Genomic DNA, 17,002 nt, shown 5'->3' on the forward strand with positions numbered 1-17,002 from the left:
AGTTTTTACATAATAATGAAGTTTAGATTAAAGAAAAGGACTTAATTTTTGCTAAAAAGAAAATCAGCTAAAAAAAGAAGATAAGAATTTTAAAGAATAAAAAGTTTTGATAAGTAAAATTAACATTCGTATAATTTTGTTAAAATATATGTAACGATATTAGTATAATTGCTTTTTAAGGGTATTTTATATATTCTTATTGAAATTTACTATATTTAAAAATGCATAGATTAGCCAAAATAATTAGTAATGCAGGAATCTGTTCTAGGCGTGATGCTGAAAAGCTGATAGCTGAAGGGCAGGTAAAAGTAGACGGCATTACAATTTTATCACCGGCTACAAATGTTGATATTAGTAATCAAATTGAAGTATCAGGCATATTAATCAATCAATCGCAAACACCAAGGCTTTGGATTTATTACAAGCCTGTCGGTTTAATTACCACTCACAAAGATCCCTTATCTCGTAAAACGGTGTTTGAACAGCTAACCGGTTTACCTCGTGTTATTTCAATAGGTAGGCTGGATTTAAATAGTGAAGGTTTGTTATTACTAACTAATAGCGGCGATTTAGCTCGTCAGTTTGAGCTACCCTCAAGTAGGTTAAAGCGAGTATATCATGTTAGGGCATATGGGAAGTCTGATATTCTACTAAAAAGCAATTATAAAAATTTAGAAATTGACGGGATATTTTATAATCCTCATTCAATAAAATTACTTAAGAAAAATAAGAGTAATTCTTGGTTTGAAGTAGTTTTATTTGAAGGGAAAAATCGTGAAATTAGAAGAATATTCGAGTATTTTGGACTAAAAGTTAACAAGTTAATTAGGATTCAATATGGTAGTTTTACAATAGGTAATCTAAAACCCGGAGATTATAAAGAAATAAATAATAAAATACTGGAAAAATAATTAGTAATGTGTTATTATTAACGCATTTTAACTAATCATATAGAAAACATATGACAAATCTTAATGTATATAAATGTGAAGAAAAAGACTTAAACGATTATCTTGGTTATATAAAAGATAACCCTAATGTCTCACTAAATGATTTTATCAAAAATAAATATTATTTCGCTGAAGATAATGATAAAATTATCATTACCAGTTTAGAAAATATGGAAATTAACGCAGATTTAGCAAATGCTAATTTCCAAGGTACAATACTAACAGATGCCGTATTTAATAATTGTGACTTAACAAATACCATATTATGTGATTCAAATTTAACAAATGTAAAATTTAATGATTGTATATTTATCGGTACCGACTTTAGGGGAGCAAATCTTCATTATACAGATTTTAATTATGAAGATAATGATGAGGGCAAAATTCCTAATCTAAAAGATAAAATACGCGATATAAAACTATCTTTTTCAAATCTTGAAAGATTAAATAAATATATAGATAAAGATTTAGAAAAAGAACGTATTAAAGAAATAGTTGTAGATGAAGTTACGAAGAAAAAGAAATATATTCTAGCTACGGAAGACGAAGAAACTTTACATACAGTTAAATCAAGAGAGTTAAAAACTAAGCAAGAAGAGTTAGAAACTCTAAAGCAAAACTTAGATAATCCTGGGATTGCTACTAATCTTTTAAATGCTTTTTGGAATAGCGCAGAAACTATTGCTCAAAACCGACAAAACGAACTAGAAAAAATCAATAAGTTACAGCATGAAGTAAATAAATTAGAAACTGAAGTATATGCTTTAGATAATCTTAGAATGTTCTGCGGTAACGGTCTTGCAGATATTTTTGAGCAGTTAAAAGACGAAAAAATACAAATAAAACTAGATTCTTCATATGTTATAGGTTCGACTGCCAAAGAACGAGATATACCGAAAGAATATATAAAATTAACTTCTCAAGAATTTGATCTATATTTAGCTGAAGCAGCGAAACAATCTAACACAAAATTATCTCTTACCGATTTTGTTAGAAAACAAAAAAATCTTTCAAAAGATACACATATAATCCCTGATCTTTCAGAAATCGATTTATCAGGTAAAACCCTTACTAATCTTAACCTGAAGAATACATTATTTGCTTCAGCTAATTTAGAAAATATTAAAATCTCAAATTGTAATTTAGATTTTACTAATTTTGAAGGAGCTAATTTACAAAATGCCGTTTTTCAAAATGTTACAGCTCGTAACACAGGATTTCTTTTTGCTGATCTTAAAAATAGCAAAATTGAAAATAGTGATATGTCGAGAGCTTACATGCCTAAAGTAGATTTATCTGAAGCAGAGGTAACAAATAGCAAATTTAATGCAGTTATGATGGTTAATGCCGATGCCGAAAAGTTAATTATTAAAGATTCAGAATGGAAAAATTCTAATCTTACCGGTATATCGCTTGCTTATGCAGATATGCAAAGAGTTCAAATGCAGGGAGTAGTTTTAAATAATGCACTTCTAGATCAAGCAAATATCGTTTCTACTGATCTTGAAAATGCTTTTATGAATAAAACACATGCATTAGAAGCAAAATTTAAAGAGCAATGTAACATGCAAGGCATAACTGCAAGGAATGCCTATTTTAGCGATGCTGAATTTGAGAATATATTATCTTTAAAAGAAGCTGACTTAAGAGAAGCTATAATGCAGCGTGTTAAACTTAAGAACGCTGATTTAACAAAAGCAAAGCTTGATAAAGCAAAGCTTGAATATGCCGATCTTACAAACGCTACGCTTACTAATGCAACTGCACAATTTGCTAAGTTAAGTAATGCTACTTTAGAAAAAGCAGAAGCCGAAGGATTAAATATTTCAGATGCTATTGCTAAAAATATTAATGCTAAGGAAGCTAACTTTAAAAATGCAATTATGCAGCGTGCCGATCTTACTAAAGCCGATTTCACTAAAGCAGTGTTGGAAAATGCTGATATGCAAGCAATGGAAGCAACCGAGGCTATATTTAAAGAAGCAAATCTAAAACAAGCGAATCTAAAAGCAGCAAATCTAGCTGGAATTAATAAAGAAGGAGCAGATTTTGATAAAGCAAAAATCGACGATGCTACAAAGATGCATGATACTAAAGGTGAGGCTAAAGGGAATTTAGATCATCAAGATAAAGACGGTAAAAAAACATCTGTCAATGTTAACGAACATGCTAAATTACAAGATAAAATTCATGCAAGAGAGAAAAGCGGTTGGTTTCTGAAAACCGGAGTAGGACAATTTTGTACAAAAATTGCTAAAAGTACTACATCAGGAATTAGCAGCGTAACAAATTTCTTAGCAAGTAAAAAATTTTTAGTAGGGCTTGCCGTAGTAGCGGGGCTTGCAGTAGCAGCTGCACCTTTCGTAGCAATGCCTGTGTTATTAGTCACCGGCACAGCCCTTGCTACTAAAACTGTCATTCTAGGAGCAGGTATTTTAGCTGGAGGGCTAGTCGCTACCGGAACTTATAAACTTACTCAAAAACTTTTACGCAATCTTCAGAAATCATTTGAAAATTTGACTAGCAGTATAGATAAATATATCTCACCGCCTCCTGAAAATATTGATGAATTAGTAACAGAAAAACAACAAGCAAGACAAAAAGCTGAGACAGAAAAATCTAAAGAAAGGGAAGAAAATTTAAATAATGTAAATAATAATATTGATAAAGCTAAAGAACAAGATATTTTAAAACAAGCACAAAATAATTTAAACCAAGAAACGCCAAAAGTAGAAATAAAAGAAAAGAAAGATAAAACTGTAGAAAAACAACAAACAAAATCTAATACATTCGCAGCAAAATTTAAACCTAACACTAAAGGCAAAGGATTTGCTGAAAAAATAAAAGTCGAACAAAAAATCAAGGGCAACAAAAGAGCATATAACTAAATAAGTGTTAAAAATAATATCCGGTAAATATAGAAACCAAATTATACCTACCGCTAAAAATATCAAATATCGACCTTCCACCGGTAAGCTCAAAGAGGCAATATTTAGTATATTAACCTCCGGTGAGTTTACCGGTAATAAATTATTTAACGAAAATACCCACATACTTGATTTATTTGCCGGTAGTGGTAGCCTTGCTTTTGAGAGCCTATCAAGAGGAGCAGGTTTTGCTACCTTAATTGATATTGATACATCCTCATTAAAAATAGCAGAAGGATTTGCTAAATCTCTAAACATTAAAAATAATGTTAATTTCGTTAATATTAATGCTTTAAATCTACCGAAAGCCAATAAAGCTTTTGATCTTGTATTTATCGACCCCCCTTATTATAAAGATATAGTGCCTAAAGTAATGAAGTCGCTTATAAACAATAACTGGTTTAAAGACGGTACTATCATAGTTATTGAGATGGCTAAACTAGATGACTATGTTTTAGATAAAAATATTGAAATTTTACGTGAAAAACTATATGGTAAGAGTAAGCTATTGGTTTTAAAGAAACGTCATTGCAAGGAGGCATTGTTGCGTGGATCAATTTCACCTCTGTCACCCCGTGGCTTGACACAGTGGGTTTTACCGGTCCACGCAATAATGCCTTGCGAGGAGAAACTGTAAGTTTCGACGAAGCAATCTCAGGAATCCTACTTTATGAGATTGCCACGCTCCTTGTAGTCGCTTGCAATGACGTTCATATATACTCATCATCGAATAAAAACATGACCAAAGACAAAAAGCATTATACATGTTCTAACTGTGGAAATACTAGTCCTAAATGGTCGGGGCAGTGCTTTGATTGCGGTGTATGGGGTAGTATTGTTGAAGAGATAGTAAGTTCAAATAAAGCAATTGTTAAAACAGGTAGCAAACAAGATTTCGATAAGCTTTCAGGTCACGTAGCCGAGCAGTTACGCATCCCTACCCCTATAGGTGAATTAAATAGAGTACTAGGCGGCGGTTTAGTGCTTGGTTCTGCTATATTAATAGGAGGAGACCCTGGCATAGGCAAATCTACTTTGTTACTACAACTAGCAGCAAGTAACTTTGCATCAAAGATGAATTGCTTATATATAACGGGCGAAGAATCGTTAGACCAAATAAAATTAAGAGCCATAAGGCTAAACCTAACTAACTATAATACCGATATTTTAGCAGCTACTAATTTGGAAGATATTATTGCAAGTATAGAAGCAAATAAGAATAATATTGATTTAGTAGTGATTGATTCTATTCAAACAATTACCACAAAAGAATTATCCTCACCTCCAGGTACTGTTTCGCAAATTCGTACATGTGCAAATGAACTCGTTAATTATGCCAAACAAAATAATATAATTATTTTATTAAGCTGTCATGTAACTAAAGACGGACAACTAGCAGGTCCTAAGATACTTGAACATTTAGTTGATACCGTGCTATATTTTGAGGGAGATCATAATAATCATTTCCGTATTTTACGCTCATATAAAAATCGCTTTGGCGGTGTAGGCGAAATAGGAGTATTTGAGATGAGCGGCAGCGGGCTTATTGAAGTAACAAATCCGTCTGAACTATTTTTAATGAAGCGAGAGCAGAACGTTATAGGTACGTCTATTTTTGCAGGAATCGAAGGTTCAAGACCGTTACTTATGGAAGTACAAGCCCTTATAGTACCCTCAAATATGGTAACTCCCAGACGCTCTGCGGTAGGCTGGGATGCTAATAGGTTATCAATGATACTTGCCGTGCTTATTAGTAGTAGGATAGGACTTAACCTTGCTAATTATGAGGTATATTTAAGCATTGCGGGGGGACTTAAAATTGCCGATCCTGCTTCTGATTTAGCAGTAGTAGCAAGCTTAATATCTGCTGCAACCGGCAAACCTGTACCCGAACATAGCGTCTTTTTCGGCGAAATAAGCTTATCGGGTGAAATAAGAAAAACCGCAAAAGCAGAAACAAGAATAAAAGAAGCTGTAAAACTTGGATTTAATAAGATTATCTGCTCTAAACTTGAAAATTTAACGTATGACTTTATATCTTCCGTCTCACATTTAAAGGACCTAAAAAAGATAATTAAATGAGTATAGTTTATGAAATAAGAAATTTGGAAGAAGCACGTAATTTTTTATCTAGTGTAGAAGAGCAGCTGATATTAACAAATCATGCCTCTAGCGTAAAATATTACGGTATGCTAGCAATTGATTACATGTTTAAAACTTTAAGTAAAGAATTTCCGGAAAAAGTTTTAGATCTTACCGTAAATGTAGGAGAGGATCACGCCGCTTTATTTACTGCAATCAAACTAGGGTATAAAAATATAGCATATACAGGGGATTCCGAGGAAGCTAGGGAGTTGTTGTGCGGATATCAAACCGTCATTGCGAGCGAACGCTAGTGAGCGTGGCAATCTCAGGAATTTTCCCGAGATTGCGTACGTACAATTACTATTGTAAATTTCCGGCTTTGTTGCACGGATACCGAGTCGTCATTGCGAGCGACTGAAAGGAGCGCAGCAATCCAGAAAATAATTAAAAAAATGCTAAAAATTAGCATTTTTAACTGGATTGCTGCGTCAATTACTCCGTAATTTTCCTCGCAATGACGAAAATTTAATAATAAAAACCATGAATATCAAAGATATAGGGGTAATAATTGCTAAAAAACCTTTAAAAGAAAATACATTTATTATTACGGTTTTTACTAAAAATCATGGTTTATATTCGGGGGTTGTAAAAGAATCTTCTAAAAAAAGCAAATTTATATATCAGGAAGGGAATATTGTAGATTTTCTTTGGCAGGCAAGACTACACGAACATATCGGCATGGCTAAATGTGAACTCATCAAATCTTACACCGGTTATTTTATAATAAATAAAGCTAAATTATATGCCTTTAATTCCGTTATATCTTTAATCAAAGAGTTATTTCATGAAAGAGAAGAACATTCTAATTTTTTTTCATTTCTAATTAACTATTTAGATAATTTATCAAAGAATTTTTGTTTTCGTGATTATATTAATTTTGAGCTAGCTTTACTTGCCGAGACGGGTTATAAGCTTGATCTTACCAAGTGCGGCGTGAGTCATGTTACAACTGATTTAACCTATGTATCACCTAAATCAGGTAGAGCATTATCATATAAAGTAGGGAAACCTTATAAAGATAAATTATTGATTTTACCAAGATTTTTACTATCAGAAAATAGCGAGATTACATTAGAAGAAAAAAAACAAGCTATAACTCTAACAAACTATTTTTTTAATAGATATTTATTTCATAATAATAGACAGGCTGAAGCACGCCAAGCTTTTATGGAGTACATTTTATAGTAAATTAAGTAGTATTAGGTGCAATTTCTACAGCATCTTTTAATTTTTTAAAAACATATCTCATACCGTAAATGGGTTAGCATTAGCGGTATTCGTTATATCTTTAAAAAAATAAAATATTTCCTATAAATTGCACCTAATACTACTTAATTTACTATAAATAATTCTTAGAGATTCTATATTTTTACTTTTATTTTTCTTATTTAATGATATACTTATTTAAGTAATTACTTAAATAAGTATGTAATATGACTAGACTAAGCATAGATATACCAAACGAATTACATCATTTTCTTAAAGTTCATACTGCACATAAAAATGATACTATTATGAATTTTGTAAGAGAAGCGATATACCGTAAAATAGAACAGGAAAAAGAATTAAATACAGAATCAATAAAAATATTAGAAGAATCAGCAAAAGGTTTAAATATTAATAAATATTCTTCATATAAAGGAATGTATAAAAAACTTAATTTAATATGATTCTGCAAACTTCTACTAAACGTTTTGAGAAAGAATTACTACTTATGTATAAACGTGGTAAAGACATTAAAAAGCTAATTAAAGTTACAGATTTATTAGTAGAAAATATTAAAGCCGGTATCGCACATCATTTATTACTCCCTACCAAATATTGCTACATAAAATTATTAATATGGAAAATATTTGGGATTGTCATATAGAGCCTGATTGGCTGTTACTTTATTATTTGGATGATGAAGTTTTAAGATTAGAACGTACCGGTACACATAGTGACTTATTCAAATAATAATCTATGAAAATACTAGCATTTGACACAGTCAATAATACTGCATCGGTAGCAATATCCGAAAATGAGAATATCCTTGCATATATAGAAGAATTACGCCCTTCTATGCAAGCAGAAAATCTAATGCCGATGATAGAAGACGTGATGAAAGCAGCTAAATGTTCATATGATGATTTAGATTATTTAGCGGTAACTAACGGACCCGGTAGCTTTACCGGCATTAGAATAGGACTTGCTAGTGCTAAAGGTATATTATTTGCCAAGGAAAATATTAAAGCATTAGCGGTTAGCAATTTTGAATATGCCTACTTTAGAGCCATAACTCAAGTTAAAGATTATGATAAAATATATGTCTTTTTAAACGCTTATCGCTCACAGCTTTATATGCAAGTTTTTCATAAATCAGGGAAAATAGAAGAGCCGTTATTGATAGATTTCGAGTATGCTATAAAACTGCTTACAAATGAGAAAGGGAATATAGTTTGTTGCGGTAGCGGACTTGAATTTATATATCACCAAATTATGCATTTACCGAGTATAATAACCTTGCCACGTTTTGCACGAGTTAAAGCCTGGGTTATTTGTAGATATATTGTTAATAAATTGTCGAGCGATATAAAGTTAAACAGCTCTATCGAACCGCTATACATACGCCCTCCTGATGCTAAAATAGCAATCAATTATGTCATTCCTAGTTAAAAGTAGGAATCCATTTACTGGATTCCTGTGATCAACGAAATGACATAAGAGCTTTATTATACGTATACTACATCATCCTTCATAAAGACTCCAAAATAATTATAAGATAATTCACCTGATAACTTCATAGTAAAATCACTATTAGAGTGTTCTACTTGATTGTCTGATACTTCTATTTCATCTTCACAATCAGAGAATCCGGAATCACTATCAGATACTTCACCTGATTCTTGCTTTGCACACTTCTTGTCATGTATTAAGGTTATTATTTGCCCAACTAATGATTTCGATAAATCATAATTATCCGAGTCAATAATATCAATGATTCTTACTAGACTTTCATCTGAGGCGTTATTAATTAACTTTGCTAATTTATTATTTGGAATACTACTAACGATTCTTACTAAATTTTTATTTGGAATAATATCAAAATTTTCTGCAAGTTTTTCTTCTCCTGCTAAAATAATTATATTTTCAAGCCATTCATCAGAAATATTCTCATTTGATAATTTTTTTAGTTCCTGCTCTGTAAGTTCTTCTAAAGAAAGATTATTAGGGTTTTCATTAAATAATTTATCCAACTTATCTCGTGTAATTAAATCTATTACTTTTTCAAGATGCCAAGGCATAATATAATTAACTAATTTTTGTGCTTGCTCATCAGAAATATTATTAATTAATTTTGCCAATTTTTTATATGTCATCTTTTCAAAAACTTCATCTAATTCATTTTCAGGCGTATTTAAAATTTCTTCTACTAACTCATTATCAGAAAGAGTTTCAAGTTGATCTAAGAGATTAAATGTTTCTTCAGCGTTATTGTTTAAATAAGAAAAAACTTTATTACTCATAAAATTAAAAGTTTTAGCAACTTTAGAAGAAAGAATACTAGATGTATTTTTTATAATATTAAAACTCTTTACTCCAAAATCATAAACTGTTTTTAATGATGGACTAAATGTACTGAAAAAACCTTTACTTTCAGGTGTGTTAGTTATGCTTGCAGGTGTACTAATTATATTATCAGCTTCATTCATAATATCAGTATATTCGATTTGAGAGATGCCTAGAGTATCTGGCTGATCTTTTACTACTTCTTGTGAGGTTGTTTTAGAATTTAAAAAATCAGTATTTTCTTCTTGATTAGTAGTTTGCTTTGGATAAGTTATAAACTCAAATTCATCGTTAGCAAGATAGGAGGCAGGCTTTGGAGAAATATTATATGTGATTAAATTTTGTAAATTATTAAAAATTGATGTTATTGCCATAATTCTTCCTCATTTCTTATTATAATAATCAGCATTGCATTATAATAGAAATTATGAGGAGATCAAGATAAAGGCTAATAATTATTAACTTTTTATTATATTTTACTTAAAATTGATTAATTTATCAAAGAGGGATATTCTACTAAATGTCATTCCCGCGAAAGCAGGGCGTTGTTGCGTGGTTCTAACTTTTCGTCATTGCGAGGAAATTACGAAGTAATCTCAGGAGTTTGTTATTATTTGTAAAAGTAAAGAATTGATCTGACAGTTAAGGATTGTTGGGTACGAAGAAAAAAGATAAGATAGTACCTGGCAAGTTTTAACAACCTACTAAAAAGGAGACTGTCAGATGACAACATATCAAGAAAAAATCATAAAGCCAAGAATCGGTTTATTAAAACTCGCTGAACAATTAGGGAATGTATCACAAGCTTGCAAAGCAATGGGTTATAGCAGGGATACATTTTATCGTTACAAAGAGCTCCATGATCAAGGTGGGGAGGGGGGAAGCTCTATATGAGATGACTAGACGTAAAGCTTGCATTAAGAATCGTGTGCCCGCAAATATAGAGGATGCTGTAGTTAATATAGCTGTTGAATTTCCAGCATTTGGTCAGGAACGTGCTGCTAATGAATTACGCAAAAGTGGGATAATCATTTCTGGTGGCGGAGTTAGATCTGTGTGGTTACGTCATGATTTAGAAAGTTTCAAAAAACGTCTAAAAGCTCTAGAGACTAAAGTAGCAAATGATGGTATTGTTTTAAGTGATAATCAACTTGCTGTTCTTGAAAAAGTTAAAAACCAACGTGAAGCTAGTGGTGAAATAGAAACTATGCACCCTGGCTACCTTGGTTCACAAGATACTTACTATGTTGGTAATATTAAAGGCATAGGCCGTATTTATCAGCAAACTTTTGTCGATACCTATTGAGGAGTAGCTATTTGTAAACTCTATACCGAAAAGACGGCTATTACAGCTGCAGACCACTTAAATGATAAGGTTATTCCATTCTTTGCAAACCATGATATCCCTCTGCTTAGAATATTAACTGATAGAGGTACGGAATATTGTGGAAAACCAGAAAACCATGCTTACCAACTATATCTTGGCATTGAGAATATCGATCATTCCAAAACTAAAGCATATAGTCCTCAAACCAACGGTATCTGTGAGCGTTTCCATAAAACTATGCAGGAAGAGTGCTATCACATTCTATTCCGCAAAAAATTTTATAATTCACTTGATGAATTGCAAACAGATATAGATAACTGGCTTGTGAGTTACAATAATGCAAGACCTCATTCCGGTAAACATTGCTTTGGTAAAACACCAATGCAATCTTTTACAGATTCACTTTATATTGCTAAAGATAAAAATATTGGTAATATTGGTAATATAGATAAAAATATTGGTAATATAGAGAGAATATCAGACAATTTGATGATTGCCCATCAAGCTGCCTTATTACTCAACTCTGTCAGATTAAGTCGTAACTTGTACATTTTAGTAGTATCCATGCAACAACGCCGGAGTACTTGTATGATAATGTAGCCAATTTTGTTCAACGAGTATATTATAATTGTCTTTGTTCTTGAATTAGCTCAAAAACTTCAACTGTGTCTCCTTCTCTAATATCTTCGTAATTTTCAAATGCTATACCACACTCATATCCTTCTCTAACCTCTTTAACTTCATCTTTAAAGCGTTTTAAAGTTTTGAGTTTTCCTTCATGAATGACTACATTATCACGTAATAAGCGTACGCCCGCCCCTTTCTTAATAATCCCTTTAGTTACATAGCTACCGGCGATTTTACCGACTTTGGTAATATTGAATATTTGTCTAATTTCTACGCTTCCGATATACTGCTCTCTAACGATCGGATCAAGCATACCGCTCATAATGGCTTTTACGTCATCAATTAAATTATATATTATACTATAATATCTAATATCGACTTTTTCTTTTTCTGCAGCAGTTAAAGCATTTGCCCCTGCTCTAACGTTAAAGCCAACAATAATAGCCGAAGAAGCATGGGCAAGAGATACATCGGATTCCGTTATCGGACCTACGCCGCTATGAAGTATACGAAGCTTTATTTCATCACTCGGTAATTTTAATAAGCTACCTGAAATAGCTTCAACCGACCCTTGAACATCACCTTTAATAATTAAAAGTAATTCCTTAATTTTACTATTACCGGAAGCTTTTAAAAATAAATCTTCTAAACTTGAACGCGGTGCAATAGATATTTTCTTTTCTTTAGCAAGACGCATTCTATATTCAGCTATATCTTTTGCTTGTTTCTCATTTTGTACTACGTTAAATTTATCGCCGGCAAAAGGTACTTCGTTTAAACCCTGAATTTCTACAGGAACAGACGGAGTTGCTTCCGCTATTTCTAGTCCCTTATCATTGGTCATCTTTTTAACTTTGCCGTAAGAAGAACCGGCTATTATAATATCACCGTTTCTTAAAGTACCTCGCTGAACTAATATAGTAGTTAGCGTTCCTCTTCCTTTTTCAATTTTTGACTCGATTACAACACCGGCAGCTGAACCGAAAGGGCTTGCCTTTAAATCCTGCATTTCTGCAATTAATAAAATTGCTTCTTCAAGTTTATCTAAGTTAATTTTCTTTAGTGCCGAGATAGGAATAACCATAACGTCGCCACCTGCCTCTTCGCCGATAATTTCGTGGACATATAATTCGTTCTTTACACGCTCAATATCAATATCAGGCTTATCAATCTTATTAATAGCTACAATTGTAGGAACACCCGCTGCTTTCGCATGATTAATTGCCTCAACCGTTTGCGTTTTGATTCCATCATCTGCTGCGACCACTATAATAACTATATCCGTTACTTTAGCACCTCTTGACCGCATTTCCGAAAAAGCTTCATGCCCCGGAGTATCAATAAAAGTAATCGCTCTACCATCTGCAAGAGTTACTCTATAAGCCCCGATATGTTGGGTAATGCCGCCTAGCTCACCTGCAGCAATATCCGTAGATTTAAGAGCGTCAAGCAATGAGGTTTTACCATGATCGACATGCCCCATTACCGTCACAACCGGAGCACGCGTTCTTAAATCTTCAACCTTATCATCACTAATTAAAACATTTTCAACATCTGATTCTTGGACTCTTTTTACCGTATGCCCTAAATTTGTTGCAACTAGTTCTGCCGTATCGGCATCTATTGTTTGGCTAGCATTTGCAAGAATACCGAGTTTCATTAATTCTTTAATTACATCAGCCACTCTTTCAGACATAGCATTTGCAAGATCGCCGACTCCGATAACTTCCGGTATCGTCACTTCTCTATATACTTTCTCAGGTGTTTGTGATACTAATTTGCGCTTTTCTTTTTCTCTAGCTCTTTTTATAGAAGCAAGACTTCTAGTTCTACCGCTGCCGCTTTCGTCGTCGCTAAGCATATTGAAAAGATCGGCTTTTTTGAATTTTTTTGGCTCTTCTAGCTTAATTTTTGGTGCGACTACTTTACTATCTGCTGTTTTATCTAATTCTTTCTCTGATTCTATACCGTAACGTGTTCGCATTCCTACTAAAGGAGACTTTACAAAAGTTTCTTCTTTCTTTTTAGGTATTTGTGACGGTGTATCTTCATCATCTTGAACGATTTTAGCACTAACTTCTACTTTATTTTCTTCGGTATTTTGCTGTTTTTGTTCAACTTCTTTATCAGTTTCTAGCGGTTCTATTTTTGAGTTAGCAGACTGGTTAATACTTGCAAGTTTACTTAAAGTGCTTATTTGTGAAGGGTCATTTAATTTAGATTGCTCAGCAGCTTTTTTAAGAATAGATAAACGTCTGTTAAATTCTTCCTTATTAGCATCAATAACAATTTGATCTAAGCTATTTCTTTCTTTATTTAATGAAAGGATAGTACTACCGGTAGAGCTTTTTCTAACTTCTACTAGCGTTTTAGATTTAGCATTAACAAAGCTTTGAGCTCCTGTAAGAGAGTCAAAAGACTTATTAAGCGATAATTTTGAATTGCCAAGTGTCAACTTTTTGGGTTTGATTTCCTGGTTATCCGTCATATTTAAAACCTTTGTGTTTCTGTTTTTTCCGTCTACTACTTCATTATGTCATTCCCGTAGAAATGTTGTTACGTGGATCAGTTTTTTTTCATCATTGCGAGCAGCCGTAGGCTGCGTGGCTCTAAAAATGCGTTCAGTGTCATACCGTGGCTTGACCACGGTATCCAAAAAAATAACTAAAAATACTAATAATTTTAGTATTTTTAGCTAGATCCCGCGATCAAGTCGCGGGATGACAGCGATGGAATTGATCCATGCAACAATGCCAGCTCGCAATGACGGATAAACCCGAGCCATGCAACAATATTGCTTTTAGCTAGGAATAACATACACCCAACCCACTAACTATCCTTTAATTCACCGTGCTGTCTAGCAGTTTTAATCAGCAATTTAATATTTTCGTCCGTTATATTAGAATTTGGAGCTAAATTTTTAAATTCATTTACGCTCATCTCTCCTAAATCTTCTATGGTCTTTATACCATATTCGGCAAATTTTAATATTAATTCAAGCGGTAATTCTAATATATCTATTAATTCTTGCTCAACTCCTAGATCCTCTAGCTTTTTGATAATCTTTTCATTCTTAAGGTCGACGTAATTAATAGCTCGATTTTTGATCTCTACGGCAAGTTCTTCCTCAAAGCCTTCGATTCTTGTTAAAGTACTAATCTCACTACTAGCAATTTGTTCTACTGAATTAAATCCCGTTACCGATAAAAGCTGACCTATAACTTCTTCAACATCTAAAGCTTCCATAAATAATTCCGTAGAAGTTAAGAATTCTTCATTTCTTCTTTTTGATTCTTGCTCTTCGGTCATTATATCGATATTCCAACCTGTAAGCTTAGAAGCTAAACGAACATTCTGCCCTCTTCTACCTATTGCAATACTTTGATTTTCTTGCGAAACTACTACTTCTACCTTATGCCTATCTTCATCAATCAAAATTTTTGTGATTTCCCCAGGTGCAAGCGGTGCAAGAGCATTAACTATAAACTGTGCAAGATCATTACTCCATAATACTATATCAATTTTCTCTCCGTTTAATTCATTTATTACGGCTTTTACTCTATTACCTCTAATACCTACGCATGAGCCTACAGGATCTATACTACTATCCGAAGCAAATACCGCTATTTTTGCTTTTGAACCGGGATCACGTGCTACTGATTTTATTTGAATAATATCTTCAAGAATTTCAGGTACTTCTAACTTAAATAGCTTAACCAGCATCTGGTTATCTACTCTAGACAAGAAAATCTGCGGTCCTTTTGTTTCTTGCCTTACATCCTGTACATATGCTTTTATACGATCATTAGGTTTAAAATGCTCACCCTTAATTAATTGATCTTTTTTTATTATTGCTTCAGCACGACTCAAGTCAACTATTATATCACCGTATTCTATTCTCTTAACTATCCCGTTTATAATTTCGCCTTTTCTATCTTTAAAGTCATGATATTGTTTTTCACGTTCAGCTTCTATAACACGTTGAGTTATAACTTGTTTTGCAGCTTGAGCCGATACTCTAGCATGATCAATCGGCGGTAAATATTCATATATTTCATCACCGATTTTAGCTTCCGGATTCTTTATTAAAGCTTCTTCAAGTGAGATTTGCGTTAAGTAATCTTCTACATTTTCTACTATTTTTAAGATCCTTAAAAGATTTATCTCACCGGTTTTCCTATTTATCTGAGCTTTAATATTATATTCATTACCGTATTTTTTTCGTCCTGCTACTTGTACCGCTTGTTCAACCGTTGAAATCAAAATTTCTTTTGATATTCCTTTCTCACGGGCTACAGAATCTATAATTTGTAAAATTTCTACATTACCTATATTAGACATACATTATTCTTATTGCTTTAGGTTCTTGCGTACAATTTCTAAAAAGATTTAATTTTGGTTATTTTTTTAAAATACCTCAAAATAGCCAATCAATTAGAAACTTTCACAGAACCTAGTAATTTTTTAAATACTTCTTCAGTTAAAACTAGATTAGCATTTTTAATTAAATTATAATCTATTAGTACTTCTTGTTCTTCACATTTTAAATATATTTTATTATTTTCGGCTTTAATTATTTTACCCTGATAACGAGTTTTGCCGTTCAATAATTCCTTAAGTTTGATTTTCACTTCTCTTCCTAAAAATCTATTATAATTTTCAAACTTTACTAACGGACGTTCAAGACCGCTTGATGCTACCTCTAAAGAATATGCATCTTCTATTAAATCTTCAACATCTAGAATAGCGGAGATAGTCCTACTTGCTTTAGTACAATCTTCCACAGATATTTTTTCGCCGTTTAAGCTATCAATCAATATCTCGACTACTTTAGGGTTAAAACCTTTAAACTTAACAAGAACTAACTCAAACCCCATATCCGTCAAGGATTCTTCTATTACGTTTGTTATTTGTTGTTCAATAGTTTGCATATTTGATATTTATAACAAAAAAGGTGGGATACACCCACCTATCTATAATTTTTATAATCCTTATCCGTAAGGATAATACACTAATTAGAATATATAAGCAATATTTAACTTTATATTTTTGTAAAACTACATATTCATAAATGGGCAAATACTCGATAATCCCTCTTGTCCGCTTAGAGATGGATCATAGTCTCCTCCTGATGAACAAAATTCTTCTACATGAATCTGAGTATACATAACCCCCATTTTCTCTTCTAATATATGCTGCACATGATCGTTAAAAGAATGAGGACCGCAAATTTCATAGGTTTCACCTTTTAAATGCCTAATAAAAATTCTTCAGCTATTCTACCGGTATGATAATGTATATTATCGTTCTCATTAATATTATCATAACTATCTTGAGTATAAAATTTATCATAGTGAATTTCAGTATCGCATATTGCTGCAATATCAGTTAATTTTTTTACAGCTGCATCTAATTGAAATGTGTCACTGTTTTTATTTTTAGTAGAGTGAATAATGTGAATAACGGCGGGAAGCTTA

14 protein-coding genes and 3 pseudogenes are annotated in these 17,002 nt (G+C 32.4%); 12 read left to right on the plus strand and 5 right to left on the minus strand.

The annotated features are described in order from the left end of the window. Positions 1-221: 221 nt before the first annotated feature. The 10 genes from RMONA_RS06025 (at position 222) to tsaB (ending at position 8,677) form a co-directional block, all read left to right on the plus strand. The gene (locus RMONA_RS06025) at positions 222-911 is read left to right on the plus strand and encodes a pseudouridine synthase (protein ID WP_023508115.1); all 690 of its coding nucleotides are present in this window, start codon (positions 222-224) and stop codon (positions 909-911) included. 50 nt (positions 912-961) lie between these two features. After that, positions 962-3,838 (plus strand): pentapeptide repeat-containing protein, encoded by a 2,877-nt coding sequence (locus tag RMONA_RS06030; RefSeq protein WP_023508114.1) that lies wholly within the window; start codon positions 962-964, stop codon positions 3,836-3,838. Positions 3,839-3,842: 4 nt separating this feature from the next. Further along, positions 3,843-4,514 carry a 16S rRNA (guanine(966)-N(2))-methyltransferase RsmD gene (gene rsmD / locus RMONA_RS06035; protein ID WP_023508113.1) on the plus strand — a complete coding sequence of 224 codons (672 nt, stop codon included), beginning with the start codon at positions 3,843-3,845 and terminating at the stop codon, positions 4,512-4,514. A gap of 101 nt (positions 4,515-4,615) precedes the next feature. Next, a complete protein-coding gene (gene radA, locus RMONA_RS06040; protein WP_037231724.1) occupies positions 4,616-5,959 on the plus strand; it encodes a DNA repair protein RadA in 1,344 nt (447 codons plus the stop codon). Further along, a complete protein-coding gene (locus tag RMONA_RS06045; RefSeq protein WP_023508111.1) occupies positions 5,956-6,273 on the plus strand; it encodes a hypothetical protein in 318 nt (105 codons plus the stop codon). The genes radA and RMONA_RS06045 overlap by 4 nt, the downstream gene beginning before the upstream one ends. A 229-nt stretch (positions 6,274-6,502) precedes the next feature. After that, the gene (gene recO, locus RMONA_RS06050; protein ID WP_046058402.1) at positions 6,503-7,207 is read left to right on the plus strand and encodes a DNA repair protein RecO; all 705 of its coding nucleotides are present in this window, start codon (positions 6,503-6,505) and stop codon (positions 7,205-7,207) included. Positions 7,208-7,455: 248 nt separating this feature from the next. Beyond that, on the plus strand, positions 7,456-7,692 hold the full coding sequence (locus RMONA_RS06055) for a hypothetical protein (protein WP_023508109.1): 237 nt from the start codon (positions 7,456-7,458) through the stop codon (positions 7,690-7,692). Further along, positions 7,689-7,892 (plus strand): type II toxin-antitoxin system RelE/ParE family toxin, encoded by a 204-nt coding sequence (locus RMONA_RS09700; RefSeq protein WP_023508108.1) that lies wholly within the window; start codon positions 7,689-7,691, stop codon positions 7,890-7,892. The genes RMONA_RS06055 and RMONA_RS09700 overlap by 4 nt, the downstream gene beginning before the upstream one ends. Then, on the plus strand, positions 7,865-7,978 hold the full coding sequence (locus RMONA_RS08740; RefSeq protein WP_084686706.1) for a type II toxin-antitoxin system mRNA interferase toxin, RelE/StbE family: 114 nt from the start codon (positions 7,865-7,867) through the stop codon (positions 7,976-7,978). The genes RMONA_RS09700 and RMONA_RS08740 overlap by 28 nt, the downstream gene beginning before the upstream one ends. Positions 7,979-7,984: 6 nt before the next feature. Further along, positions 7,985-8,677, plus strand: coding sequence for a tRNA (adenosine(37)-N6)-threonylcarbamoyltransferase complex dimerization subunit type 1 TsaB (tsaB, locus tag RMONA_RS06065; RefSeq protein ID WP_023508106.1), 693 nt, complete (start codon positions 7,985-7,987; stop codon positions 8,675-8,677). 56 nt (positions 8,678-8,733) lie between these two features. On the opposite strand, the gene RMONA_RS06070 is transcribed toward tsaB, so the two are convergent. Continuing rightward, complete coding sequence (locus tag RMONA_RS06070) at positions 8,734-9,945, minus strand: hypothetical protein (protein ID WP_023508105.1); 1,212 nt, start codon at positions 9,943-9,945, stop codon at positions 8,734-8,736. 349 nt (positions 9,946-10,294) lie between these two features. On the opposite strand from RMONA_RS06070, the pseudogene RMONA_RS08745 reads away from it, so the two are divergent. Next, positions 10,295-11,336: pseudogene (locus RMONA_RS08745) on the plus strand (IS481 family transposase); the annotation flags it as partial. Positions 11,337-11,520: 184 nt separating this feature from the next. Here the strand turns inward: RMONA_RS08745 and infB are convergent. Next, positions 11,521-14,013 (minus strand): translation initiation factor IF-2, encoded by a 2,493-nt coding sequence (gene infB, locus RMONA_RS06090; RefSeq protein WP_023508103.1) that lies wholly within the window; start codon positions 14,011-14,013, stop codon positions 11,521-11,523. A gap of 111 nt (positions 14,014-14,124) precedes the next feature. On the opposite strand from infB, the pseudogene RMONA_RS11555 reads away from it, so the two are divergent. Further along, positions 14,125-14,221: pseudogene (locus tag RMONA_RS11555) on the plus strand (permease); the annotation flags it as partial. Between the two features lie 133 nt (positions 14,222-14,354). Here RMONA_RS11555 and nusA read toward each other — a convergent pair. The 3 genes and pseudogenes from nusA to RMONA_RS11300 all read right to left on the minus strand — a co-directional run bounded on the left by nusA (position 14,355) and on the right by RMONA_RS11300 (position 16,986). After that, positions 14,355-15,866, minus strand: a complete 1,512-nt coding sequence (gene nusA, locus RMONA_RS06095) for a transcription termination factor NusA (RefSeq protein WP_023508102.1) — start codon at positions 15,864-15,866, stop codon at positions 14,355-14,357. A gap of 89 nt (positions 15,867-15,955) precedes the next feature. Then, the gene (gene rimP / locus RMONA_RS06100) at positions 15,956-16,456 is read right to left on the minus strand and encodes a ribosome maturation factor RimP (RefSeq protein ID WP_023508101.1); all 501 of its coding nucleotides are present in this window, start codon (positions 16,454-16,456) and stop codon (positions 15,956-15,958) included. Positions 16,457-16,671: 215 nt separating this feature from the next. Beyond that, positions 16,672-16,986: pseudogene (locus tag RMONA_RS11300) on the minus strand (ferredoxin reductase domain-containing protein). Positions 16,987-17,002 lie beyond the last annotated feature (16 nt).

It is taken from the genome of Rickettsia monacensis (assembly GCF_000499665.2).
Taxonomy (GTDB): domain Bacteria; phylum Pseudomonadota; class Alphaproteobacteria; order Rickettsiales; family Rickettsiaceae; genus Rickettsia; species Rickettsia tamurae.

Bases quoted from the DNA above. Each gene is read 5' to 3' on its own strand.
- RMONA_RS06025 (WP_023508115.1), top strand. From the start codon at position 222: ATGCATAGATTAGCCAAAATAATTAGTAATGCAGGAATCTGTTCTAGG.
- RMONA_RS06030 (WP_023508114.1), top strand. From the start codon at position 962: ATGACAAATCTTAATGTATATAAATGTGAAGAAAAAGACTTAAACGAT.
- radA (WP_037231724.1), top strand. From the start codon at position 4,616: ATGACCAAAGACAAAAAGCATTATACATGTTCTAACTGTGGAAATACT.
- RMONA_RS06045 (WP_023508111.1), top strand. From the start codon at position 5,956: ATGAGTATAGTTTATGAAATAAGAAATTTGGAAGAAGCACGTAATTTT.
- recO (WP_046058402.1), top strand. From the start codon at position 6,503: ATGAATATCAAAGATATAGGGGTAATAATTGCTAAAAAACCTTTAAAA.
- RMONA_RS06055 (WP_023508109.1), top strand. From the start codon at position 7,456: ATGACTAGACTAAGCATAGATATACCAAACGAATTACATCATTTTCTT.
- RMONA_RS09700 (WP_023508108.1), top strand. From the start codon at position 7,689: ATGATTCTGCAAACTTCTACTAAACGTTTTGAGAAAGAATTACTACTT.
- RMONA_RS08740 (WP_084686706.1), top strand. From the start codon at position 7,865: ATGGAAAATATTTGGGATTGTCATATAGAGCCTGATTGGCTGTTACTT.
- tsaB (WP_023508106.1), top strand. From the start codon at position 7,985: ATGAAAATACTAGCATTTGACACAGTCAATAATACTGCATCGGTAGCA.
- RMONA_RS06070 (WP_023508105.1), bottom strand. From the start codon at position 9,945: ATGGCAATAACATCAATTTTTAATAATTTACAAAATTTAATCACATAT.
- infB (WP_023508103.1), bottom strand. From the start codon at position 14,013: ATGACGGATAACCAGGAAATCAAACCCAAAAAGTTGACACTTGGCAAT.
- nusA (WP_023508102.1), bottom strand. From the start codon at position 15,866: ATGTCTAATATAGGTAATGTAGAAATTTTACAAATTATAGATTCTGTA.
- rimP (WP_023508101.1), bottom strand. From the start codon at position 16,456: ATGCAAACTATTGAACAACAAATAACAAACGTAATAGAAGAATCCTTG.